The sequence below is a fragment of the Pseudomonas sp. 1L-B-1-E-C1 genome, from assembly GCF_057291835.1.
The window spans coordinates 298,002-318,980 of the sequence record NZ_JBXAWN010000002.1 but is presented as its reverse complement, the minus strand read 5'-3'; the positions used below and the strand labels follow the sequence as shown (position 1 = coordinate 318,980).

Annotated in this window: 23 protein-coding genes; 21 read left to right on the top strand and 2 right to left on the bottom strand. The window is 62.2% G+C overall.

Features of this window, described 5'->3' with window-relative positions:
• Positions 1-299: 299 nt before the first annotated feature.
• Positions 300-872: a hypothetical protein gene (locus AC0Z4S_RS05160; RefSeq protein WP_253498322.1), complete on the bottom strand. Its 573-nt coding sequence runs from the start codon at positions 870-872 to the stop codon at positions 300-302.
• Positions 873-1,104: 232 nt separating this feature from the next.
• On the opposite strand from AC0Z4S_RS05160, the gene trxC reads away from it, so the two are divergent.
• Positions 1,105-1,539 (top strand): thioredoxin TrxC, encoded by a 435-nt coding sequence (trxC, locus tag AC0Z4S_RS05155; RefSeq protein WP_485622437.1) that lies wholly within the window; start codon positions 1,105-1,107, stop codon positions 1,537-1,539.
• A 133-nt stretch (positions 1,540-1,672) separates the two neighbouring features.
• Here trxC and AC0Z4S_RS05150 read toward each other — a convergent pair whose 3' ends face one another.
• Positions 1,673-2,443, bottom strand: a complete 771-nt coding sequence (locus AC0Z4S_RS05150) for a ParA family protein (protein WP_024011296.1) — start codon at positions 2,441-2,443, stop codon at positions 1,673-1,675.
• Positions 2,444-2,800: 357 nt separating this feature from the next.
• Here AC0Z4S_RS05150 and AC0Z4S_RS05145 point away from each other — a divergent pair, with 357 nt between their 5' ends.
• From AC0Z4S_RS05145 to AC0Z4S_RS05050, 20 genes are read left to right on the top strand one after another with little or no spacing between them, the layout of a single operon-like run.
• Positions 2,801-3,526, top strand: coding sequence for a beta-ketoacyl synthase chain length factor (locus AC0Z4S_RS05145; protein WP_485622290.1), 726 nt, complete (start codon positions 2,801-2,803; stop codon positions 3,524-3,526).
• On the top strand, positions 3,502-4,314 hold the full coding sequence (locus tag AC0Z4S_RS05140; protein WP_485622289.1) for a lysophospholipid acyltransferase family protein: 813 nt from the start codon (positions 3,502-3,504) through the stop codon (positions 4,312-4,314). The genes AC0Z4S_RS05145 and AC0Z4S_RS05140 overlap by 25 nt, the downstream gene beginning before the upstream one ends.
• Positions 4,292-4,567: a phosphopantetheine-binding protein gene (locus AC0Z4S_RS05135; protein ID WP_039756723.1), complete on the top strand. Its 276-nt coding sequence runs from the start codon at positions 4,292-4,294 to the stop codon at positions 4,565-4,567. Before AC0Z4S_RS05140 ends, AC0Z4S_RS05135 begins: the two co-directional genes overlap by 23 nt.
• A 9-nt stretch (positions 4,568-4,576) precedes the next feature.
• Complete coding sequence (locus AC0Z4S_RS05130; RefSeq protein WP_016772026.1) at positions 4,577-4,831, top strand: acyl carrier protein; 255 nt, start codon at positions 4,577-4,579, stop codon at positions 4,829-4,831.
• Entirely contained in the window at positions 4,828-5,373 is a 546-nt protein-coding gene (locus AC0Z4S_RS05125; protein ID WP_485622288.1) for a COG4648 family protein, read from the top strand. The genes AC0Z4S_RS05130 and AC0Z4S_RS05125 overlap by 4 nt, the downstream gene beginning before the upstream one ends.
• Positions 5,370-7,049: an ApeI family dehydratase gene (locus AC0Z4S_RS05120; RefSeq protein WP_485622287.1), complete on the top strand. Its 1,680-nt coding sequence runs from the start codon at positions 5,370-5,372 to the stop codon at positions 7,047-7,049. The genes AC0Z4S_RS05125 and AC0Z4S_RS05120 overlap by 4 nt, the downstream gene beginning before the upstream one ends.
• A gap of 59 nt (positions 7,050-7,108) precedes the next feature.
• Positions 7,109-7,843, top strand: a complete 735-nt coding sequence (locus tag AC0Z4S_RS05115; protein WP_485622286.1) for a glycosyltransferase family 2 protein — start codon at positions 7,109-7,111, stop codon at positions 7,841-7,843.
• Complete coding sequence (locus tag AC0Z4S_RS05110; protein ID WP_485622284.1) at positions 7,840-8,787, top strand: lysophospholipid acyltransferase family protein; 948 nt, start codon at positions 7,840-7,842, stop codon at positions 8,785-8,787. Before AC0Z4S_RS05115 ends, AC0Z4S_RS05110 begins: the two co-directional genes overlap by 4 nt.
• Entirely contained in the window at positions 8,768-10,312 is a 1,545-nt protein-coding gene (locus AC0Z4S_RS05105; RefSeq protein WP_065615456.1) for an HAL/PAL/TAL family ammonia-lyase, read from the top strand. Before AC0Z4S_RS05110 ends, AC0Z4S_RS05105 begins: the two co-directional genes overlap by 20 nt.
• Positions 10,305-10,730, top strand: a complete 426-nt coding sequence (locus AC0Z4S_RS05100; protein ID WP_042608713.1) for an acyl-CoA thioesterase — start codon at positions 10,305-10,307, stop codon at positions 10,728-10,730. Before AC0Z4S_RS05105 ends, AC0Z4S_RS05100 begins: the two co-directional genes overlap by 8 nt.
• The gene (locus AC0Z4S_RS05095; RefSeq protein WP_485622283.1) at positions 10,727-11,329 is read left to right on the top strand and encodes an outer membrane lipoprotein carrier protein LolA; all 603 of its coding nucleotides are present in this window, start codon (positions 10,727-10,729) and stop codon (positions 11,327-11,329) included. The genes AC0Z4S_RS05100 and AC0Z4S_RS05095 overlap by 4 nt, the downstream gene beginning before the upstream one ends.
• On the top strand, positions 11,313-13,643 hold the full coding sequence (locus AC0Z4S_RS05090) for an MMPL family transporter (protein ID WP_485622282.1): 2,331 nt from the start codon (positions 11,313-11,315) through the stop codon (positions 13,641-13,643). Before AC0Z4S_RS05095 ends, AC0Z4S_RS05090 begins: the two co-directional genes overlap by 17 nt.
• Entirely contained in the window at positions 13,640-14,797 is a 1,158-nt protein-coding gene (locus AC0Z4S_RS05085) for a cation:proton antiporter (RefSeq protein ID WP_485622281.1), read from the top strand. The genes AC0Z4S_RS05090 and AC0Z4S_RS05085 overlap by 4 nt, the downstream gene beginning before the upstream one ends.
• Positions 14,784-16,031, top strand: a complete 1,248-nt coding sequence (locus AC0Z4S_RS05080) for an NAD(P)/FAD-dependent oxidoreductase (RefSeq protein ID WP_253498286.1) — start codon at positions 14,784-14,786, stop codon at positions 16,029-16,031. Before AC0Z4S_RS05085 ends, AC0Z4S_RS05080 begins: the two co-directional genes overlap by 14 nt.
• The gene (locus tag AC0Z4S_RS05075) at positions 16,028-16,753 is read left to right on the top strand and encodes a class I SAM-dependent methyltransferase (RefSeq protein ID WP_485622280.1); all 726 of its coding nucleotides are present in this window, start codon (positions 16,028-16,030) and stop codon (positions 16,751-16,753) included. Before AC0Z4S_RS05080 ends, AC0Z4S_RS05075 begins: the two co-directional genes overlap by 4 nt.
• The gene (locus AC0Z4S_RS05070) at positions 16,753-17,364 is read left to right on the top strand and encodes a hypothetical protein (RefSeq protein ID WP_485622279.1); all 612 of its coding nucleotides are present in this window, start codon (positions 16,753-16,755) and stop codon (positions 17,362-17,364) included. Before AC0Z4S_RS05075 ends, AC0Z4S_RS05070 begins: the two co-directional genes overlap by 1 nt.
• On the top strand, positions 17,361-18,557 hold the full coding sequence (locus AC0Z4S_RS05065; RefSeq protein WP_485622278.1) for a beta-ketoacyl-[acyl-carrier-protein] synthase family protein: 1,197 nt from the start codon (positions 17,361-17,363) through the stop codon (positions 18,555-18,557). The genes AC0Z4S_RS05070 and AC0Z4S_RS05065 overlap by 4 nt, the downstream gene beginning before the upstream one ends.
• Positions 18,554-19,018: a hotdog family protein gene (locus tag AC0Z4S_RS05060; protein WP_253498273.1), complete on the top strand. Its 465-nt coding sequence runs from the start codon at positions 18,554-18,556 to the stop codon at positions 19,016-19,018. The genes AC0Z4S_RS05065 and AC0Z4S_RS05060 overlap by 4 nt, the downstream gene beginning before the upstream one ends.
• Positions 19,011-19,739: a 3-oxoacyl-ACP reductase FabG gene (fabG, locus tag AC0Z4S_RS05055; RefSeq protein ID WP_485622277.1), complete on the top strand. Its 729-nt coding sequence runs from the start codon at positions 19,011-19,013 to the stop codon at positions 19,737-19,739. Before AC0Z4S_RS05060 ends, fabG begins: the two co-directional genes overlap by 8 nt.
• Entirely contained in the window at positions 19,739-20,965 is a 1,227-nt protein-coding gene (locus tag AC0Z4S_RS05050) for a beta-ketoacyl-ACP synthase (protein WP_485622276.1), read from the top strand. The genes fabG and AC0Z4S_RS05050 overlap by 1 nt, the downstream gene beginning before the upstream one ends.
• Positions 20,966-20,979: the final 14 nt, after the last annotated feature.

Below are 20,979 nucleotides of genomic sequence, written 5' to 3'. Positions count from 1 at the left end.
TAGCTCTCTCATCTCCTTTTCAACACCATCGTACTCCCATAAGACCCGATCATTCTCATCCAAGATTGCGATCACATTCGTATAGGACCAGTAAAACTCCTCTTCATCGGTATAGTGGCGATATTTAACCTCGTAGAGAGCGATTCTTTTCCCCTTAAATCTAGTCTCTACAAAAAGAGGAAAGTAATTGTTAGTACCCTGTTTAATTGTCAACGGCACGTCGCTTACCGCCCACCTGATTGAGCGCCGTGAAGTCTCCTCAATTAGGCGAACGACCATATTTCTCGCGGTAGAATTTTTCATACTCGAGCTGCCTCATTATCTTTTGCATAACTGTCAAGTAAAACCGAAAATCTATTCAGTTCGCGCTGCACTCGCCATGCACGGGCCGGATTAAGGTCAGGCGCCCTTCGAAATAGTGTTTTATCTTCACTCATTAAGGCAAGAAGCTCGTCCGCACATTCCTTTTGCAACACTTCGAGGCTAGGCCTGATACTTTGCACATGCCCTTTAGCTTTGTAGATAAGCGTTATAGCCTCATGTTTGTATTCTAAATGCTTCTTCGCTTCCTCGGGATCCTCTAAACCTTCGAGCGCTTCCCAATTCTTAATTCCTTCCCGTATTGCGGGCAATAGCGCCTCCAATACAGAATGAACTTCGGGAACGCGAATTTTCTTCTTGAGCAAACTACTTATTCGGCCGACATAAACGAAGGTTACAACCGTAAAAATCGTACCAAATATGGTAAATACAATTCCTACCTGATTGGCTCCACCCCAAAAACTATCACTGCCCCAGCCTAAAGCAGCTGCACCCAACAACAGGCAAAGAAACAACCATTTTGGCAAAGAAATACGCCCCAGCATCTCCATTTCGCTAACCTTCCCAAAAAACAGAACCTTACAACCTCATATTGCCGGGAGTCTACCCCAATCAAAACGAAGAAAAGCCGACATTATCTGACAGAAATTTCTTACGCGTTAGAAATGCGATTGAGCTGACGTGTAGAAAGACCAGATCCGGCCGATGGCAGCGCTGAATATAGAATTCTTGAAATCCCCGTTTATGCCTCCAAGATACAAAAATTACGAACACAGTGTTGGTATCACAATGGCTCTTCTAATACCCTGCCCCACCTGCAACGGCCTCAACCGCATTCCCGCCGAGCGCCTGGCTGACCAGCCCAAATGCGGGCGCTGCAAGTCTGCGGTGCTGTTGAGCAAACCGTTCGAACTCAAGCAAGGCGATTACGCCAGTCAGATCAAAGGTGATCTGCCGTTGCTGGTAGATGTCTGGGCGGACTGGTGCGGACCGTGCAAGTCGTTTGCGCCGGTGTTCGAACAGGCCGCAGCGCAACTGGCGGGCAAGTGTCGGCTGGCCAAGCTCGACAGCGAGGCGAACCCGCAGTTGTCGGCGCAGTTGGGGATTCGCTCGATTCCGAGTCTGATTCTGTTTAAAAACGGCGGGGAAGTGGCGCGGCAGAGTGGTGCGTTTCCGCTGCCGCAGCTGATGGCGTGGCTGCGTAGCCAAGGGATCTGACACAACTAGATCACCCTGTGGGAGCGAGCCTGCTCGCGAAAGCGGCCGATCATTCAGCGCTGATATTGGATGTGCCGGCCTATTCGCGAGCAGGCTCGCTCCCACATTAGGAGTTTGCGTGTCATTCGGAAAATCAGTGGTCTTCCAGCAGATTGTGCAGTTCAACAAACTGCTGGGTCAGTTTGTGCCGTGGGTCGAGGTGGATCAGCGGCATGCTGGCTTGGTGCGACTCGCGCATGCGCACCGAACTGCTCAGATACACCGGCAGCACCGGCAGGCCCTCAGCGATCAGCTCATCAAGCATCTGCTGTGGCAGGCTGGCCCGGGCCTGAAACTGATTGACCACAATGCCTTCGACTTCCAGGCCTTCGTTGTGGTCGTCCTTCAGTTCCTCGATTTCGGCGATCAGCCCGTACAGCGCCTGACGCGAGAAACTGTCGCAGTCGAAAGGAATCAACACCCGATCCGCCGCAATCAGCGCCGATACCGCGTAGAAATTCAGCGCAGGCGGGGTGTCGAGATAAATGCGGTCGTAGTCTTCGGACAACTCGTCCAACAACTTGCGCAGCTTGTTGATCTTGTGTTTCGCCTCGAGCTTGGGCTGCAGATCGGCCAGCTCGGCGGTGGCGGTGATGATGTGCAGGTTGTCGAACGGGGTTTCGTAGATGTCGGCCTGATTCTTTTTCGAGAACGGCCCTGAAGACAGGGTCTGTTTGAAGAAATCGGCGATGCCCATGGGGATGTCGTCGCCGGTGAGCCCGGTCAGGTACTGGGTGGAATTGGCCTGGGCATCGAGGTCGACCAACAACGTGCGATAACCCTCGCTGGCGCTGACCGCCGCCAGGTTGCAGGCGATGCTGGATTTGCCCACGCCACCTTTCTGATTGAACACCACGCGCCGCATGACCAAACCTCCGTGTATCAAAGAATGACCGAGTGTAGTTGCCGTCGACCGCGCTTCGCTACCTTCACGGACATGGACTACGCCGTCAGGTGTAAATATCGACGCTCAGCCATGGAAAAAACCGCCAGCCATCGCAGAGACTCCTGACAGACGGGCCGCGGGGAATATGGATAATGGCCAAGTGATAGCCACCCCAACGAACCGCTCGGTACATTTTGTTGGGCAAAATGTAACCAGCATTTGCTACACACCCGTCGCACCGGGATAATGCGCGCCACCCGGCGCCCTGCGCCAAGCCAAGCCTGCTGCGGCGCTGGCGACTCAACGCGTCAACGAAAGCCCGCAGGGGCGGGATGAATGTCCGTGATCAACTTCAACATCGCCCAATGGCGCGCGTGGGCCCCGGGGCTCGACAGCGTGGACGCCTGGCAGGCCTGGAGCCGACAACCGGTCGTGCTCCAGAGCAGTGATGCCGCGCCCGATGTGTCGTTTCTGCCGGCCATGCAACGCCGTCGCCTCAGCCGCCTGGCGCGCATGGCCTTCAGCGTTGGCTGGCCGCTGGCCGACGGACGGGACAATCTGCCGCTGGTGTTCGTCTCCCGGCACGGGGAAACCCCGCGCACCTTTGAAATCCTTCGCGACCTGGCCACCGAACAGCCGCTGTCGCCGACCCAATTCAGTCTCTCAGTGCACAACGCCATCATCGGCTTGTGGTCGATCATGCGCGGCGAAACCAGCGAAATGACTGCCCTCGCTGCCGCTGGCGACGGCCTCGAACACGGCATGCTCGAAGCCGCTGCGTTGCTTGATGAAGGCGCCCCGGCGGTGCTGCTGGTGGTCACCGAAGAGCAACCGCCCGAGGCATATTCACAGTGGGTCGATGATGTGCCGTTCCCTTATGCACTGGGTTTGTTGCTCACGCCCGGTACCGACTGGCGGCTGACCCTGAACAGCAGCACCGAAACCCGGTCAAAGGCGCACTGGCCGCACCCGCTCAACCTGCTGCGAACCCTACTCGGCCAGCAACCTGACTGCCAACATGCGTGGAAAAATCGTGTATGGACCTGGCATCGCAACCCGTGACCGCCAAACACCGCGACGCCTACTACTGGCGCCTGCTGGCCACTGCTGCGAGCTTCGCGTTGTTCGGGCTCGGCGGGCTGTGTCTGCGCCTGCTGGTGTTTCCGCTGCTCGGCTGCCTGCCCGGTGACGCACTGGCACATCGCCTGCGCGCCCGGCGCACGGTCAGCCGGCTGTTCTGGTTTTTTGTACGCTTCATGGCTCGCACCGGCGTGCTCACCTACGACATCGAGGGCGCAGAACGCCTCGGCCGGCCGGGGCAGATGATCATCGCCAACCACCCGTCGCTGATCGATGTGGTATTTCTCATCGGTCTGGTGCGCCACGCCAATTGCGTAGTGAAGAAGAGCCTGTGGGAAAATCCCTTCACCCGTGGCCCGCTGCGCCGCACCGAATACATCAGCAACGACGGCAGCATGGACATGCTCGACGCCGCCGCGCAGTCGTTGCAGGACGGTCAGACCCTGATCATCTTCCCCGAAGGCACGCGCACCCAGCCGGGGCAGGCGCCGGCCTTTCATCGGGGGGCGGCGGCGATTGCCTTGCGCGGTGCGAAAATCGTTACCCCGGTGATCATCAAGGTCAGCCCGACCACCCTGACCAAAGCCGAGCCGTGGTATCGCATCCCCCATCGCCGCGTGCACTTCAGTTTCCGCGTGGGGGCCGATATAGACCCACAGACCTTCGCCGCGCAAGGCCCCGCACCGCAGGCCTCGCGCAAGCTCAACGATTATTTGCATGACTATTTCATTAAGGAGCTCGCCGCAGATGAGCGAACTGAACACCGCTAGCCTGGTGCGTGACATCAAACTGCTGATCATCGACGCCCTCGGCCTCGAAGACATCAGCCCCGAGGACATCGGCGACGAGCAGACACTGTTCGGCGAAGGCCTCGGCCTGGACTCCGTGGACGCACTGGAACTGGGCCTGGCGATCCAGAAAAAATACGGCATCAAGATTGACGCCGATGCCAAAGACACCCGCAACCATTTCACCAACGTGGCCAGCCTTGCGGCATTCGTCACGGCAAAACAGGCAGCTTGAGACCGGACCATGCAAACTCGTGACGATATTTTCAACACCCTGCGCGATGCCCTGGTCGAGCTGTTCGAACTGGATCCGGCCCGTGTAAGCATGGACGCCAATCTGTATCAGGATCTGGAAATCGACAGCATCGATGCCGTCGACCTGATCGATCACATCAAACGCCAGACCGGCAAGAAAATCGCCGCCGAAGAGTTCAAATCAGTGCGCACCGTCGGTGACGTGGTCGAGGCGGTGTTCCGTCTGGTTCAACCGGCCGCATGAGCCGACTGATCGGCCTGGGCCTGCTGCTGGCCGGTCTGCTGTACCCCTTTGCGGTGTATTTCGGCATGGAGCATTTCGCCCCGTGGCAATTTGCGCTGCTGCTGGGCAGCCTGTGGCTGGCGCGCGCCCTGACCGGCGAGCGTAAACCCGGCAGCCTGTGGATGGCCTGCGTAGCGATCGCGTTCTGCCTGCTGCTGGCGGTATTCGACAGCCCGCAATTGCTGCGCTGGTACCCGGTGCTGATCAGCGGTTTCATGCTGGTGCTGTTCGGCGTGAGCCTGAAATACGGCCCGCCGATGGTCGAGCGTCTGGCGCGCTTGCGTGAGCCGGAGCTGCCGGAGGTTGCCGTTCGCTACACACGCAAGGTCACGCTGGCCTGGAGCGTATTTTTCTTCTGCAACGGTTTGTGCGCCGCCCTCCTCACCCTGTGGGCGCCGCTGGATTGGTGGATGTTGTACACCGGCCTGATCTCCTACGGATTGATCGGCCTGATGTTTGCCATTGAATGGCTGATACGACAACGGGTAAGAGGCCGTACATGAATTGGATAAAACTTGAGCAGCTGTTGCTCAAGGCATGGCCGGCGCGGGCGATCTGCCAGGCGCCGGCCCTCGATCACACGCAACTGCGAGCGCAGGCCCTGAGCGTTGCCGCTGGCCTGCAAAGTCAGGGCGTGAAACGCCTGGCCGTGCACCTGGAAGATGCCGCCGACCTCGCCATCGCCCTGCTCGGTGCGTGGCGCGCCGGCGTCAGCGTGTTGCTGCCGGCAGACCTGCAAGCGCAGACGCGCCAGCGCTGGTCGCAGGAAGTCGATCTATGGCTGACCGATCAATCGGGCGATGCACAGTTGGACGACTTCACTCAGCCCGAACTGCCCGGAGCACAACTGGACCTCGATCAATGCCGACTGAGCCTGTGCACCTCCGGCTCCAGCGGCGAACCCAAGCGCATCGACAAGACCTTGCGCCAGTTGGCCAACGAAGTCGAAGCGCTGGAACAGTTGTGGGGCGCAGACCTCGGTGAAGCCTGCATCATCGGCAGCGTCGCCACGCAACACATCTATGGTCTGCTGTTTCGCGTGTTGTGGCCGTTGTGCGCTGGACGTCCATTCGTGCGCCGGCAACTGGCGTTTTCCGAAGACTTGCAGCGCGCCAGCCGCGAACACCCGGCGTTCGCCTGGGTCGCCAGCCCGGCGCTGCTCAAGCGCATGGGCGACAACCTCGACTGGCGAGCCTTGAGCGCAGTGCGCCGGGTGTTTTCATCCGGTGGCGCGTTGCCGCTGGAGGCCGCGCAAAGTCTGCAACAGCGCTTGCAGCAATGGCCGACGGAAATCCTCGGCAGCTCGGAGACCGGCGGCATCGCCTGGCGTCAGGGCGAATCGTTGTGGCAGCCGTTCACTGGCGTCGAGCTGAGCCAGGACAGCGACGGCGCCCTGCTGATCGCCTCGCCGTATCTGCCTGCCGGCCACGTTGAACACAGCGCTGATGCCGCGCGCATTGCCGCCGATGGGCGCTTCGAACTGCTGGGTCGCCTCGACCGGATCGTCAAACTTGAAGAAAAACGTATCTCGCTGCCAATGCTCGAACAGGCTCTGATCGATCACGACTGGGTCGCTGAAGCGCGCCTCGGTGTCGTCCAGGAAAACCGCGCCTCGCTCGGCGCGCTGCTGGTGCTCAGCGAATCTGGCCTGTTCGCCCTGCGCGAACACGGCCGCCGGGGCCTGACCGAAATTCTGCGCAAACATCTGAGCCAACATTGCGAAGCCATAGCCCTGCCCCGGCGCTGGCGCCTGCTGCGGCAAATGCCGTTGAACAGCCAGGGCAAACTGGCGCAAGCCGACGTCGAAGCATTGCTGCTGGCCGCACGGCCGAAAGTCCCCGAAGTGCTCGAGCAAAGCACAAGCGACGGCGAGTGGAGCCTGCAACTCAGCGTGCCGCCGGATCTGGCCTACTTCAGCGGGCATTTTCCCAAGGCACCGGTGTTGCCCGGTGTGGTGCAGGTGGAATGGGCGCTGAATCTGGGTCGGCAGTTGCTGAAGCTGGACGGCGCGTTCGCCGGAATGGAAGTGCTGAAATTCCAGCAACTGGTGCGCCCGGGTGATGAAATCCAGCTGCATCTGCGTTTCGATGCCGAGCGCGGCAAGTTGTATTTCGCTTATCGCAATGACACGGCGACCTGTTCCAGCGGAAGGATTTTACTGGATGTTGGTCATGGTTGATTTCGGTGAGTGCTGCGCACTCAATCGCGAGCAGGCTCACTCCTACAGGGATCACCGGTATGCATAACCCCTGCGCCGTAATCCCGGTTTACAACCACGAAACCGCGATCACCACCGTGGTCGATGCCCTGCTCGCACAAGGTCTGCCGTGCATTCTGGTGGACGACGCCAGCGAGCCGTCCTGCGCGCGGGTGCTCGACACCCTGGCCGAGCGCGACAGGGTTTTCCTGGTGCGCCTGACCGCCAATCAGGGCAAGGGCGGTGCGGTGATGACCGGTCTGCGCGAAGCCTCGCGCCTGGGCTACAGCCATGCCTTGCAGGTCGATGCCGACGGCCAGCACGATTTGCACGACGTCGCGCGCTTCGTCGGCGAATCCCGCGCCCATCCCGAGGCGATGATCTGCGGCTATCCGCTGTTTGACGAGAGCGTGCCGAAAGGACGTTTGTATGCGCGCTATCTGACCCACGTGATGGTGTGGATCAACAGCCTGTCGTTGCAGATTCGCGACTCGATGTGCGGCTTCCGCGTTTATCCGCTGGCGCCGACCCTGGCAGTGATCGACTCTGCCAAGGTGGGCAAACGCATGGATTTCGACTCGGACATTCTAGTGCGCCTGGCGTGGCGCAATCAGCCGATGCGCTGGCTGCAGACCAGCGTGCACTACCCGCTGGACGGCGTGTCGCACTTCCGCCTGTTCCACGACAACGCGCTGATTTCGAGCATGCACACGCGGCTGTTCTTCGGCATGTTGCTGCGTTGGCCGCTGATCCTCTGGCGGCGGTGGAAACCATGAGCGAAGAAGCCGACAAAAAGCACTGGGCCGACCGCGAAGAGCGCGGCAGTTTCCTGCTGATGAAATTCACCGCGTTCGCCGCCAAAGTCCTCGGCCGCCGCCTGCTCAGTCCGTTGCTGTACGCCATCGTGCTGTATTTTTTCCTGTTCGGCCGCGTCGCCCGGCGCAGTGCCTGGCAGTACCAGCAGCGTCTGGCCGAGTGGAGTCAGCGCGACGACCTGCGCCCGAGCCACTGGCGGGTGTTCGGCCAGTTCATGACATTTGCCGATTCGCTGCTCGACAAGCTCGATGTGTGGAACGGCAAACTGAGCATCGAACAGATCGAAATCATCGACCCGGCGCTGCTGCGCAAGCAATTGCGCGGCAGTCGCGGGCAACTGCTGGTCGGCGCGCATCTGGGCAATCTCGAAGTCTGCCGGGCGCTGGCGGAGATCGGCGAAAAGGTCACGATGAACGTGCTGGTGCACACCAAGCACGCCGAGCAGTTCAACCGCTTGCTCGGCGAGGCCGGGGCGACCAATCTGCGCCTGATTCAGGTCAGCGAACTCGACCCGGTGATCATGCTGCAACTGCACGAACGGCTGGAACGCGGCGAGTGGCTGGCGATCGCCGGCGACCGCGTCCCGCTGCATGGCGGGCGCAGTGTCACCGTGGATTTTCTCGGCCATCCGGCGCCGTTCCCGCAAGGCCCGTGGTTGCTGGCCGGCCTGCTCAAGTGTCCGGTCAATCTGCTGATGTGCCTCAAGCAACCCGACGGCCACTATCGCCTGACTCTCGAACCGTTCGCCGACGCGGTGGTCTGGACGCGCCGCGAGCGCGAGCAGGTCATTCATCAGTGGGCCACCCGCTACGCGCAGCGCCTGAGTCACTATTGCCTCGAAGCCCCGCAGCAATGGTTCAACTTTTACCCTTTCTGGAAGACCGATGACGACGCCAACCCATGAGCCGGTAACCTTCGGCGAACGCCCTCTGCGCATCGAAGACGTGCTGGCCCTGGCCAACCGTCAGGCGCCCGTGCAATTGCAGGCTGACGCCGACTATCGCGAGCGCATCGCCAAGGGCGCGCGGTTTCTCGATTCGCTGCTGGACAAGGAAGGCGTGATCTACGGCGTCACCACCGGTTACGGCGATTCCTGCGTGGTCGCGGTGCCGCTGCATCACGTCGAAGCCTTGCCGCGTCATCTCTACACCTTTCACGGCTGCGGCCTCGGCAAGCTGCTCGACGCGCAAGCCACTCGCGCGGTGCTGGCGGCGCGTTTGCAGTCGTTGTGTCACGGCGTCTCCGGGGTTCGGGTCGAGCTGCTGGAGCGTCTGCACGCGTTTCTTGAGTACGACATCCTGCCGCTTATTCCCGAAGAAGGTTCGGTCGGCGCCAGCGGCGATCTGACGCCACTGTCCTACGTCGCCGCCACCCTGTCCGGCGAGCGCGAGGTGATGTTCCGTGGCGAGCGTCGCCAGGCTGCCGATGTGCATCGCGAACTCGGCTGGACGCCGCTGGTGTTGCGCCCGAAAGAGGCGCTGGCGCTGATGAACGGCACGGCGGTGATGACCGGCCTCGCCTGCCTCGCTTTCGCTCGCGCCGATTATCTGCTGCAACTGGCCACGCGCATCACTGCGCTCAACGTCGTCGCGCTGCAAGGCAATCCGGAGCACTTCGACGAGCGCCTGTTCGCCGCCAAACCGCATCCGGGGCAGATGCAGGTGGCCGCATGGCTGCGCAAGGATCTGGCGATCGACGCGCCGACTGCACCGCTGCATCGCCTGCAGGATCGTTACTCGCTGCGTTGCGCGCCGCATGTGCTCGGCGTGCTGGCCGACAGCCTGAACTGGCTGCGCGGCTTTATCGAAACCGAACTCAACAGCGCCAACGACAACCCGATCATCGACGCTGAAGCCGAGCGCGTTCTGCATGGCGGGCACTTCTACGGCGGCCACATCGCCTTCGCCATGGACAGCCTGAAAAATCTCGTGGCCAACGTCGCCGATCTGCTCGACCGGCAACTGGCGTTGCTGGTCGACGAGCGCTACAACCACGGCTTGCCGAGCAACCTCTCCGGCGCGCCGGCGGATCGGGCGATGATCAATCACGGCTTCAAGGCGGTGCAGATCGGCACCAGTGCCTGGACCGCCGAAGCGCTGAAAAACACCATGCCGGCCAGCGTGTTCTCGCGCTCCACCGAATGCCACAACCAGGACAAGGTGAGCATGGGCACCATCGCCGCCCGTGATGCGATTCGCGTGCTGGAGCTGACCGAGCAGGTCGCCGCCGCCACGCTGCTCGCCGCCAATCAGGGCGTGTGGCTGCGCGCTCAAGCCTTCGATGCGCGTCCGCTGCCGCCGGCACTGGCGGCGATGCACGCAGAGCTGGGCAAAGACTTCCCGCCGGTCATCGAAGACCGCGCGCTGGAAGGCGAACTGCGCCTGTGCCTGCAACGCATCGCCGCGCAACACTGGAGGCTGCATGCGTAGTGCCGGAGTGCTTCACGCCGATACCGAGATTCTGGTGCCGTTTTTCGACGTCGACACCATGCATGTGGTCTGGCACGGCCATTACGTCAAATACCTCGAAGTGGCGCGCTGCGCGCTGCTGGACAAGATCGGCCACAACTACACGCAGATGGTCGAGTCCGGTTACGCCTGGCCGATCATCGACCTGCAACTGCGCTACGTGCGCAGCGCGGTGTTCGGCCAACGGCTGAACGTGCGCGCCAGCCTGGTCGAGTGGGAAAACCGCCTGAAGATCAATTACCTGATCACCGACCTGCAGACCGGCGAACGCCTGACCCGCGCCAGCTCGGTGCAGGTCGCCGTCGAAGTCAGCAGCCGCGAAATGCAACTGGCTTCACCGAAAGTCTTCACCGATGCCGTGGAAAGGATGCTGCGATGAATGTGTTTTTCAAAAGTCTTGGCGTGTTGACGCTGCTGGCCGTGTCGTCATGGGCCAACGCCTTCGACCTGCAACAGCTCAGTGAACAACTGGCGCAACCGGATGTTATCCACGGCCAGTTCATTCAGGAAAAACACCTGCGCGCCCTGCCGCAGCCGCTGATCAGCAAGGGCAGTTTCGTCCTCGCCAAAAATCATGGCCTGCTGTGGTTATTGAAAACCCCGCTGCAACAGGATTATCGGATCACCGCCAAAGGCATCGCACGCCGCGACAACAACGGCTGGCAACTGCTGCCGAACAAGAGCGCCGGCGCCGAGCAGAACCGCCTGTTCCTCGCCGTGCTGCAAGGTGACAGCAGCGGTCTGCAGCGGGATTTCGAACTGGCCCTGAGCGGCACGGCGCAACAGTGGCAACTGACCCTGACCCCACGCTCGATACTGCTCAAGCAAGTGTTCAAGCAAATCAATATCGACGGTGGCGCTCTGGTGCAAACCATCGAGCTGCTGGAAACCCAGGGCGACAGCACCCTGCTGCGCATGCAGGACAGCACCGCCGAGCAACCTCTGAGCGAAGCGGAGCAACATGACTTTGCCGAGTGAGCGCAGGCTGCCCTGGCTGTTCCTGAGCCTGCTGTTGGCCGTCGTCGCGCTGGCTGCCTGGCAGTGGCGCGACGGTGCGCCGCTGTCGGCCAATCTCATGGAGCTGGTGCCCGGCACCAATCCCGACGCGCTGGAATTGCGCGCCGAGCAGCGTATGCAAGAACCGCTCAACCGCGAAATGCTGGTGCTGGTCGGCCACACTGATCGCCAGCAAGCACTGGCCATGGCCCGGCAATTGGGCGAGCAATGGCGGGCCAGTGGTCTGTTCGAAACCGTGCAGTGGAACCTGCAAGCCGACTTGCCGGCGCTGCGCACGCAATTGTTGCAAGGGCGCCTGGCGATGCTCTCGGCAGATGATCGGCAGCTACTCAGCGAGCACCCCGACGCGTTCATCCAGCAGCGGGTGCAGGCGCTGTTCGATCCGTTCAACGGCTTCACCCTGGTGCCGAGCCAGGACGACTGGCTGGGCCTGACCGGGCGCATCCAGAACAGCCAGCCGAAACATGGCGCAGTGCAACTGGACATTGGCAGCGGCGCACTGGTCGCCGATGCCGACGGCAAGAGCTGGGTGATGCTGCGGGCGCGCACCACCGGCAACGCCTTCGACATGAACCTGCCGCTGCAAGTGGCGGATCTGCTCCAGCACAGCCGTGAACAGGCAGCGAAAAGCGACGTGCAGTTGCTTGCCGCCAGTGGCCTGCTGTATGCGGCTAACGGCCAACAACAAGCCACCCGCGAAATGACCTGGGTCGGCGGCGGCGCGACGGTCGGCATTCTGCTGTTGCTGCTGTTGGCGTTTCGTCGCTGGCGCGTGTTGCTGGCGTTCGTCCCCGTGCTGGTGGGCATGCTGTTCGGCGCGGTGGCCTGCGTGGCGCTGTTCGGTCACATGCATGTGATGACGCTGGTGCTCGGTTCGAGCCTGATCGGCGTCGCCGTGGATTACCCGCTGCACTATCTGTCCAAGAGCTGGAGCCTCAAGCCGTGGCGCAGCTGGCCGGCCGTGCGCCTGACCTTGCCCGGACTGACTTTGAGCCTGATCACCAGCATCATCGGCTATCTGGCGCTGGCGTGGACACCGTTCCCGGCACTGACGCAGATCGCGGTGTTTTCGGCCGCCGGTTTGCTCGGTGCCTATCTATCGGCGGTCTGTCTGCTGCCGGCGTTGCTGAAAAATGTCGAACTGCGCCCGGCGCAATGGCCGCTGCGCCTGGCCCAACGCCTGATTCAGCTGCGTGAAGCGCTGCTCGGTTGCATAAGCACGCCCGCGCTGCTGGCCCTGCTGATCGCCTTCTGCGTTGGCGGCCTGATGCAGTTGCAGAGCAAAAACGACATCCGCCAATGGGTCGGGGCGCCGCAGCATCTGACCGACGAAGCGCAGACCATCGCGCGCATCACCGGTTTCCAACCGACCAGCCAGTTCTTCCTCATCCGCGCCGCCAATCAGGAGCAATTGCTCGAGCGCCAGGCAGCGCTGAGCGAGCGTCTGCAGCAACTGGTCAACCTGGACAAGCTGCAGGGCTTTCTGGCCCTCGATCAACTGGTCAGCGCGCCGAGCCAGCAACAGCAAGTGCGCGAATCATTGAACAAACTGCCATCGTTCTGGCAACCGCTGCTCGACCTCGGCGTGCCAGCGGCGGCTTTACAAAACGAATTGCAGCAATTGCAGACCCTGCCCGCCGAAGACATCGACGCGGCGCTGGCCGGCCCGCTCGGCGAACCGTATCGCACGCTATGGCTTGGCCCGACGGAAGACGGCGTTGCGGCGATGACCAGCCTGCAAGGCCTGAATAATCCATCGTTGCTGCGCGTGCAGGCGCTGGACTTGCCAGGAGTGGTGCTGGTCGATCGCCTCGGTGATCTGAACAAGGTGTTCGCCGCCACGCAGATCAGCGCTGCCGAATTGAAACTGGCCTCCTGTGTGCTGATCGTGCTGGTGCTGATCCTGCCGTTCGGCTTGACCGGCGCGCTGCGTATCGTCGCCCTGCCGCTGCTGGCGGCGCTGTGCAGTCTGGCCAGCCTCGGCTGGCTCGGGCAGCCGCTGACCCTGTTCAGCCTGTTCGGCCTGCTGCTGGTGACGGCGATCAGCGTCGATTACGCGATCCTCATGCGCGAGCAGGTTGGCGGCGCGGCGGTGAGCCTGCTCGGCACCCTGCTCGCGGCGCTGACAACGTGGTTGTCGTTCGGCCTGCTGGCGGTTTCCAGCACGCCGGCGGTGAGCAATTTCGGCCTGTCGGTAAGCCTCGGTCTGGCGTTCAGCTTCATGCTCGCGCCGTGGGCCGGGCGCCATGAAGCGGTTGCGGAGACAGCAGCATGATGGTTGTCGGCTTCTGGTTGCTGGCCCTGGCGCTGTTTGCCCTGGCGACCCGGCTAGGCCGCCGTTTCGGCCTGATCCCGATCGTCAGTCAGTTGCTGCTGGCGAGCTTCGGTTTGCCGCTGTTGATGTACTTCTGGATCGAGCCGGGCTGGCAGCTCGGTGGCGCACAATTGATCGCGCCGCACTGGCTGAAGAATCTTTACAGCCTGAGTTTCGCCTTGTTGCTCGGGCATATCCTCAGCGATGTGATCGACCTGCGTTTGGACCGCCAGAGTGTGAAAATCGCTGTGCCGAGTTTCGCTGTGCCGTTCGCTTGCGGGCTGGCGGTCGCGTACTGGTTGCTGCCGGCGCAGCCGTGGCTCAACTCGCTGGCTATCGGACTGGTGTTCGCGATTACCGCAATCCCGGTGTTGTACCTGTACTTGCGCCACATCGATTACCCGCCCGCCGCCACTCGTCGATTGGTGCAGACCGCAATCCTCATCGACCTGACCTGCTGGACGCTGTTCGGCCTCGCCCAGGGGAGCCTGCACCTGAGCAGCCTTTTACTGCCCGTGGCCATGGCCGGCGTGCCGCTGCTCTTGTATGTGCTGCGAGTGCGCCGCCCGTTGACTTACAGCCTCGGCTTCTTCGCCCTGCTGGTGCTGGCCGAGCATTACAAACTCAACGCGCTGATTTTCGGCATCGGCTATCTGCTGTGCATGGCGCTGCTGAAAGTGCCGTTGGTGCTGCCGCTGCCGGCGCGCTGGATGAGCCGTTTGCAAACGTGGATCGCGATCCCGCTGATCCTCACGTTCGGCATCGTTCAGATCGACGTGCACAGCGCCCTGGCCAGTCTTGGCGCCGGGCAATGGGCGGCGCTGCTGCTGTTGCCGATTGCCAGTAAACTGCTCGGCAACTGGCTCGGCCTCGGTTGGGCTGGCGCCTCGTTCGCTGGCGCCAGCCGCTGGCGCGAGAGCGTGCTGCTGAACATTCGCGGCCTGAGCGAAATCGTCTTTCTCAATCTGCTGTTGCAACAACAGCTCATCACCCCGGCGCTGTATTTCGCGCTGATGCTGATGGGCCTGATCGCCACACTGCTGCCGGCCCTGATCGGCCTGCATCGCGCACCCCTGAACAGTCCTTTGCCCCGGAGCTCACGTGCCAATCGTTGAAATGGAATCCCGTCAGGTCGTGATCATCGGTGCCGGCCCGTCCGGCGCTATCGCCGCCGCCCTGCTCAAACGCAAGGGCCACGATGTGCTGGTGCTCGAGCGCCAGCACTTCCCACGCTTCTCCATTGGCGAAAGCCTGCTCAGCCACTGCCTGGATTTCGTCGAAGAGGCCGGCATGCTCGACGCCGTCAACGCCGCTGGTTTCCAGCGCAAGACCGGCGCGGCGTTTGCCTGGGGCGAGCGCTACAGCGCCTTCGATTTCAGCGACACCTTCACCGCCGGCAAGCCGACCACGTTCCAGGTGCAGCGCGCCGATTTCGACAAGTTGCTGGCCGATCAAGCGGCGCTGCAAGGCGCGGAGATCCGCTATGGCGATGCGATCGTCAGCGTCGATTTCGATCAGGCGAAACCACAACTCGAGGTGCGCCGCGAAGATGGCAGCGAGTACCGCGTGGAGGCCGATTTCGTGCTCGATGCCAGCGGCTACGGCCGCGTGCTGTCGCGCTTGCTCGACCTCGAAGCACCGTCGAATTTCCCGGTGCGTCAGGCGGTGTTCACCCATGTCGAAGATCACATCGACAATCCGGCGTTCGACCGCGAAAAGATCCTCGTCACCACCCATCCCGAGCATCGCGATGTGTGGTTCTGGACCATCCCGTTCAGCAACGGCCGCTGCTCGGTGGGCGTAGTGGCGGCCGAGGAGCATTTCCAGGGCCGCGACAGCGACCTCGATGCCTGCCTGCGCAGCTTCATCGCCGAGACGCCGAGCCTCGCCGGGGTTCTGAACAACGCGGTCTGGGACACTCCGGCGCGCACCCTTGGCGGTTACGCGGCCAACGTGAAAACCCTGCACGGCCCGGGCTTCGCGCTGTTGGGCAACGCCGCAGAATTCCTCGACCCGGTGTTTTCCTCCGGCGTGACCATCGCCATGCGTTCGGCGAGCATGGCCGCCGGCGTGCTGCATCGTCAGTTGCAGGGTGAAACGGTCGACTGGCAACGGGAATTTGCCGAACCGCTGAAACGCGGCGTCGACACCTTTCGCTGCTACGTCGAAGGCTGGTACGCCGGCACCTTCCAGGACGTGATTTTCTACGAGGACGGCCAGGCGGACATTCGCCGCATGATCTGCTCGATCCTCGCCGGCTACGCCTGGGACGAGCGCAACCCGTTCGTCAGCGAAGCGCGGCGCCGGCTGAAGATGATTTCCGAACTCTGCGCGCAGGACAACCCATGAATTACCTGAGCGACAGCTACGTCGAGGAAACCCGCTTCGGCTTCTGGTTCCTGCGCAGCCACACCTGGCAGCACCATGTCTTGCGCGTGGCGATCAATGATCTGCGCGGATTGTTCAGTGAAGCTGTGCCGGAACACCCGGTGCTGCTGGACGCCGGTTGCGGTCAGGGCAAGTCCTTCGGCCACCTGCGCCAGACCTTTGCCCCGCAGCGCCTGATCGGCGTCGACGCCGACCCGCACAGTTTGCAACTCAGCGCCGAAGAGGCCACGCGCCTGGGCATGCCAGTCGAGTTGATCGGCAGCGATTGCGCCACGCTCCAGATCGCCGATGCCAGCGTCGATCTGCTGTTCTGTCACCAGACCTTCCATCATCTGGTCGAGCAGGAAAAGGCCTTGGCCGAGTTCTATCGCGTGCTGAAACCGGGCGGCTATCTGCTGTTCGCCGAATCCACCGAGGCTTACATCGATACCTGGGTGATCCGCTGGCTGTTCCGCCACCCGATGCACGTGCAGAAGAGCGCCGCCGGCTATCTGCAAATGATTCGCGAGCAGGGTTTCGAGTTTACCGAGCGCAATGTGTCCTACCCGTATCTGTGGTGGAGTCGGTCGAAGGATTTTGGATTGCTGGAGCGGCTGGGGTTGAGCAAACCCAAGCCATTCGGTGAGCGGGAAGAGACGCTGGTGAATGTCGTTGCGCGCAAGCCATTGCAGGAATCTGTCTGATGTACGGCTATCGATCTGAACACCTGAAAACCTGTGGGAGCGAGCCTGCTCGCGAAAGCGGTGTATCAGTCAGCCAAAGTGGCGAATGTCAGATTGCATTCGCGAGCAGGCTCGCTCCCACAGGGTTTGCTGCGTGGCTGGTGATCGTTTTGTCAGCCTTGCTGTTGAGTGCCTGCGCCAGCCAGCCACCGCTGCCAGCGGCCAACCCGACACTGCCTCTGCCACTGCAACTGCACATCGAGCGCGAGCAAGCCGGACAGCGTCAGGACTGGCTGCTGGTGATCCAGCGCGAAGGCGCCGGCACGCGTTGGTCGATGATGGATCCGCTGGGCATTCCCCAGGCGCGTCAGCAACTGATCGACGGGCATTGGCAGGCCGACGGTCTGCTGCCGCCCAATCCCGAGGCGCGGGAGTTGTTCGCCGCATTGCTGTTCGCCCTGACGCCGTCTGCCGAGCTGCTGCGCAACTATCCCGACGCCCGGCAACAGGCCGATCAGCGTTCACTGCCGGCGCGCTGGGACATCCGTTATTCACAACCGTTGAGCTTCGAATTGAATCTGCCTCAAGGCCCGCACTACCGCGTTTCCCAGTTAGGTGAATCGACGCCATGACCGCTTACCTGAATGCCCTCGGCGTGATCTGCGCCCTGGGCCGCGACAAGTCTGAAGTCGCGCGCAATCTGTTTGCCGGCGACTGTTCGGGAATGCGCCGCGAGTCCGGCTGGGTCGCCGAACGTGAGCTGCCCGTCGCCGGTGTGCACGGTGAATTGGCGGCGATCCCTGCCGAACTGATCGAACACAGCAGCCGTAACAACCAACTGCTGCTGGAAGCCGCCCTGCAGATCCGTGACGACATCGATCGCGCGATCCAGACCTATGGCCGTGAACGCATCGGCGTGGTGCTCGGCACCAGCACGTCGGGCATCGACGAGGCCAGCCGTGGTCTGGCGCATTACATCCGCGAGCAAGAGTTTCCGCGCGAGTATGACTATCGCCAGCAGGAACTCGGCGCTCCGGCAAATTTCCTCGCCGAGTGGCTGCAACTGAGCGGCCCGGCCTACGTGATTTCCACTGCTTGCACTTCCAGCGCCCGCGCTTTGATGAGTGCCCAGCGCCTGCTCGATCTGGGCCTGTGCGATGCGGTGCTGTGCGGCGGCGTCGACAGTCTGTGCAAGCTCACCCTGAACGGTTTTTCTTCGCTGGAAGCCGTTTCCGACGAGCGCTGCAATCCGTTTTCCGCCAACCGCAACGGCATCAATATCGGCGAAGCAGCGGTGCTGTTCGTGATGAGCAAACGGCGCGGCGAAGGCCCGGGCATTGCCTTGCTCGGCGCAGGTGCCAGCTCGGATGCGCACCATATTTCCGCGCCGGAGCCGAGCGGTCGCGGCGCCCTGCAAGCGATGCAAAAAGCCCTTGGCCGCGCCGCTCTGCAAGCCGCGCAAATCAACTACCTGAACCTGCACGGCACCGCCACCCAGCACAACGACGCGATGGAAAGTCTGGCGGTCGCGGCGCTGTTTCCCCAAGGCGTCGCCTGCTCGTCAACCAAGCCGCTGACCGGCCACACCCTTGGCGCGGCTGGCGCGCTGGAGGCGGCGTTCTGCTGGCTGAGCCTGAGCGCCGACAACCCTGAGCAGGCGTTGCCGCCGCACATCTGGGACGGCCACGCCGATCCCGCGCTGCCGCCCCTGCAGTGGGTGACTGCGAGCGAGCGCCTGACGTCCATTGCACCGCGCTACCTGATGAGCAACTCGTTTGCCTTCGGCGGCAACAACGTCAGCCTGATAATCGGAGACGCCCCATGAGCCACTGGCCGCTCGCCGAACTGCTGCCGCATGCCGGCGACATGATTCTGATCGACGCCATCGAGCGCTTCGACGATGAGCAGATTTTCACTCGCCTCACGGTCAAGCCCGACGGTCTGTTCAACCTGCCCGACGGCAGCCTGCCGGCCTGGGTCGGCGTCGAGCTGATGGCGCAGAGCGTCGCCGCTTTCGCCGGTTGCCATGCGCGGCAGAAAGGCAATCCGGTGGCGCTGGGCTTTCTCCTCGGCACGCGCAAGTTCGAGTGCAACGTCGACACGTTTCCTGCGGGCAGCGAGTTGACCATCCATGGCCTGCGCTCACTGGAAGACGATAACGGCATGGGCGTATTCGAATGCCATATCCACGGTGACGGCATTCATGCCAGCGCTCGCCTGAACGTGTACCGTCCGCCGCAAGCCAACCACTATCTGCAACAGACAAAGGAGTCGCACGATGACTGAATCCGTACTGGTCACCGGCTCCAGCCGTGGCATCGGCCGCGCCATTGCCTTGCGTCTGGCGCAGGCCGGGCACGATATCGTCCTGCATTGCCGCAGCGGCATGACCGAAGCCCAAGCGGTGCAGGTGGAAATCGAAGCGCTGGGCCGCCGTGCGCGCATCCTGCAATTCGACGTCGCCGACCGCGAAACCTGCAAAAGCATTCTCGAAGCCGACGTCGAAAATCACGGTGCCTATTACGGCGTGGTACTTAACGCCGGGCTGACCCGCGACGGCGCGTTTCCGGCCCTGAGCGATGACGATTGGGACGTGGTCCTGCGCACCAATCTCGACGGCTTCTACAACGTTTTGCACCCGGTGATGATGCCGATGATCCGTCGTCGCGCCGCCGGACGCATCGTTTGCATCACCTCGGTGTCGGGCCTGATCGGCAACCGTGGCCAGGTCAATTACAGCGCTTCGAAGGCCGGCGTGATCGGCGCGGCAAAGGCGTTGGCGATCGAGCTGGGCAAGCGCAAAATCACCGTTAACTGCGTCGCCCCGGGCCTGATCGACACGGCCATGCTCGACGAAAACGTACCGGTGGAAGAACTGATGAAAATGATCCCCGCGCAACGCATGGGCAGCCCTGAAGAAGTGGCCGCGGCGGTGAATTTCCTGATCTCGGCGGAAGCCTCGTACATCACCCGCCAGGTCCTGGCGGTCAACGGAGGCCTGTGCTGATGAAGCGCGTCGTCGTCACCGGCATGGCCGGCATCACCTCGCTGGGCAGCGACTGGCAGACCATCGCCGGCAACTTCGCGGTCAACCGCAGCGGCATTCGCCGCATGGACGAATGGGATCGTTTCACTGAACTCAACACGCGTCTGGCCGGCCCCATCGATGACTTTGTCGTACCGTCGCACTGGACCCGCAAGCAATTGCGCAGCATGGGCCGGGTCTCGCGACTCGCGGTCGGCGCGGCGGAAAAAGCCCTGGCCGACGCTGGCCTGCTCGGTGACGAATCGATCAAGGATGGACGGATGGGTGTCGCGTGCGGCTCGTCCACTGGCAGCACCGACGAGATCAAAGCGTTCGGCAATATGCTGCTCAACTCGGTGGCCGAGGGGCTCAACGCCAATTCCTATGTGCGGATGATGCCGCACACCACCGCCGCCAATATCAGCATCTTCTTCGGCCTCACCGGACGCCTGATTCCGACCTCCAGCGCCTGCACCAGCGGCAGTCAGGGCATCGGTTACGCCTACGAGGCGATCAAGTTCGGCCGTTTGCCGCTGATGCTCGCTGGCGGCGCCGAAGAGCTGTGCCCGACCGAAGCCATGGTGTTCGACGCGCTCTACGCCACCAGCCTGAAAAACGACGCACCGCAGACCAGCCCACGCCCGTACGACAAGGGCCGCGATGGCCTGGTGATCGGTGAAGGTGGCGGCATGCTCGTCCTTGAAGAGCTGGAACATGCTCTGGCGCGCGGTGCGCACATCCACGCCGAGATTGTCGGTTTCGGCAGCAACGCCGACGGCCAGCACACCACGCGTCCGGAGCAAGTGACCATGCGCCGCGCCATGGAGCTGGCGCTGGAAGACGCCGGCCTGACGCCGGATGCCATCGGTTATGTAAATGGCCACGGCACGGCTACAGAACAGGGCGACATTGCCGAAACAATGGCGACCAGCAGTTTGTTCGGTGAGCGCATGCCGATCAGCTCGCAGAAAAGTTTCCTCGGCCACACGCTCGGTGCCTGCGGCGCGCTGGAGTCATGGTTCAGCATCGAGATGATGAACCGCGACTCATACGTGCACACGTTCAACCTCGACGAGGTCGACCCGCACTGCGGCAAGCTCGATTACCTGCGCGGCGAATTCCGCCAGATGCATCACGACTACGTGATGAACAACAATTTCGCTTTTGGTGGCGTCAACACCTCGTTGATTTTCCGCCGCTGGCACTGACCGCAACACCTTTG

Coding starts and splice junctions, on each gene's coding strand:
- AC0Z4S_RS05075 (WP_485622280.1), top strand. CDS start 16,028: ATGAATTACCTGAGCGACAGCTACGTCGAGGAAACCCGCTTCGGCTTC.
- AC0Z4S_RS05100 (WP_042608713.1), top strand. CDS start 10,305: ATGCGTAGTGCCGGAGTGCTTCACGCCGATACCGAGATTCTGGTGCCG.
- AC0Z4S_RS05090 (WP_485622282.1), top strand. CDS start 11,313: ATGACTTTGCCGAGTGAGCGCAGGCTGCCCTGGCTGTTCCTGAGCCTG.
- AC0Z4S_RS05120 (WP_485622287.1), top strand. CDS start 5,370: ATGAATTGGATAAAACTTGAGCAGCTGTTGCTCAAGGCATGGCCGGCG.
- AC0Z4S_RS05060 (WP_253498273.1), top strand. CDS start 18,554: ATGAGCCACTGGCCGCTCGCCGAACTGCTGCCGCATGCCGGCGACATG.
- AC0Z4S_RS05050 (WP_485622276.1), top strand. CDS start 19,739: ATGAAGCGCGTCGTCGTCACCGGCATGGCCGGCATCACCTCGCTGGGC.
- AC0Z4S_RS05160 (WP_253498322.1), bottom strand. CDS start 872: ATGGAGATGCTGGGGCGTATTTCTTTGCCAAAATGGTTGTTTCTTTGC.
- AC0Z4S_RS05140 (WP_485622289.1), top strand. CDS start 3,502: ATGGACCTGGCATCGCAACCCGTGACCGCCAAACACCGCGACGCCTAC.
- AC0Z4S_RS05130 (WP_016772026.1), top strand. CDS start 4,577: ATGCAAACTCGTGACGATATTTTCAACACCCTGCGCGATGCCCTGGTC.
- AC0Z4S_RS05125 (WP_485622288.1), top strand. CDS start 4,828: ATGAGCCGACTGATCGGCCTGGGCCTGCTGCTGGCCGGTCTGCTGTAC.
- AC0Z4S_RS05145 (WP_485622290.1), top strand. CDS start 2,801: ATGTCCGTGATCAACTTCAACATCGCCCAATGGCGCGCGTGGGCCCCG.
- AC0Z4S_RS05135 (WP_039756723.1), top strand. CDS start 4,292: ATGAGCGAACTGAACACCGCTAGCCTGGTGCGTGACATCAAACTGCTG.
- AC0Z4S_RS05150 (WP_024011296.1), bottom strand. CDS start 2,443: ATGCGGCGCGTGGTGTTCAATCAGAAAGGTGGCGTGGGCAAATCCAGC.
- AC0Z4S_RS05110 (WP_485622284.1), top strand. CDS start 7,840: ATGAGCGAAGAAGCCGACAAAAAGCACTGGGCCGACCGCGAAGAGCGC.
- AC0Z4S_RS05065 (WP_485622278.1), top strand. CDS start 17,361: ATGACCGCTTACCTGAATGCCCTCGGCGTGATCTGCGCCCTGGGCCGC.
- AC0Z4S_RS05095 (WP_485622283.1), top strand. CDS start 10,727: ATGAATGTGTTTTTCAAAAGTCTTGGCGTGTTGACGCTGCTGGCCGTG.
- AC0Z4S_RS05070 (WP_485622279.1), top strand. CDS start 16,753: ATGTACGGCTATCGATCTGAACACCTGAAAACCTGTGGGAGCGAGCCT.
- AC0Z4S_RS05105 (WP_065615456.1), top strand. CDS start 8,768: ATGACGACGCCAACCCATGAGCCGGTAACCTTCGGCGAACGCCCTCTG.
- AC0Z4S_RS05115 (WP_485622286.1), top strand. CDS start 7,109: ATGCATAACCCCTGCGCCGTAATCCCGGTTTACAACCACGAAACCGCG.
- AC0Z4S_RS05085 (WP_485622281.1), top strand. CDS start 13,640: ATGATGGTTGTCGGCTTCTGGTTGCTGGCCCTGGCGCTGTTTGCCCTG.
- fabG (WP_485622277.1), top strand. CDS start 19,011: ATGACTGAATCCGTACTGGTCACCGGCTCCAGCCGTGGCATCGGCCGC.